We start from the raw sequence: 714 nt of genomic DNA on the forward strand, positions 1-714 counted from the left end.
ATGGATTTTTCAAATCGCCAGCAAGAGCCGGGCAAGAAGTTTCTCGGCATAGGGCTGGTCATCGCATTTCACGCGATACTTGTGTACGCGTTACTGAACGGTCTCGGACATAAAATCGTCCAGATCATTCAGAAACCACTGGAAACCAAAATGGTGGAAGAGGTCAAACCGCCTCCGCCACCACCGGACACACCACCGCCGCCACCACCAAAACTGGCAGCACCACCACCACCGTTCATCCCTCCGCCAGAGGTAGCGGTACAGCCACAGGTTCAGCAAAACACGATCTCTACCGTGACCAACACCAAGCCGGAAAACCCGACCTTCGTGAAATCGGCTCCACCGGTAGATACCAAACCTGCTGAACCCAAGCCAGCCGCACCCGCCGTGGTTCAGGCAGTGATCGACTTCAGCACAAGTGGTTGCAAACCGGAATATCCGCGTGCATCCGCCCGTAACGAAGAAACCGGTACCACCCGTCTGGCAGTTCTGATCGGTGCAGATGGTTCGGTGGCCGAAGTCAAGATCGAGAAATCCAGTGGATTCCGCGCTCTTGATAACGCCGTCCGTAATCAGCTGATGTCCGGCAGTTGCCGGAACAAACCGGGCCTGGTGGATGGCAAGCCACAACAAACCTGGACGCACGTGGATTACGTCTGGAAACTCGACTGATCCCGCATAACAAAGGCGGTCAGACAGAACACCCGGGAGGGG

General features: G+C 56.0%; 1 protein-coding gene. It reads left to right on the top strand.

What is annotated here, in order from left to right; genetic code table 11:
- The coding region (locus tag KDM89_RS19235) for an energy transducer TonB (protein ID WP_212689526.1) at window positions 1-672 on the top strand (672 nt) is incomplete at its 5' end.
- Between the last annotated feature and the right edge of the window lie 42 nt (window positions 673-714).

This window comes from Cognatundibacterium luofuense, from assembly GCF_018139685.1.
In the GTDB taxonomy this organism is placed as follows: domain Bacteria; phylum Pseudomonadota; class Gammaproteobacteria; order Burkholderiales; family Burkholderiaceae_D; genus Undibacterium; species Undibacterium luofuense.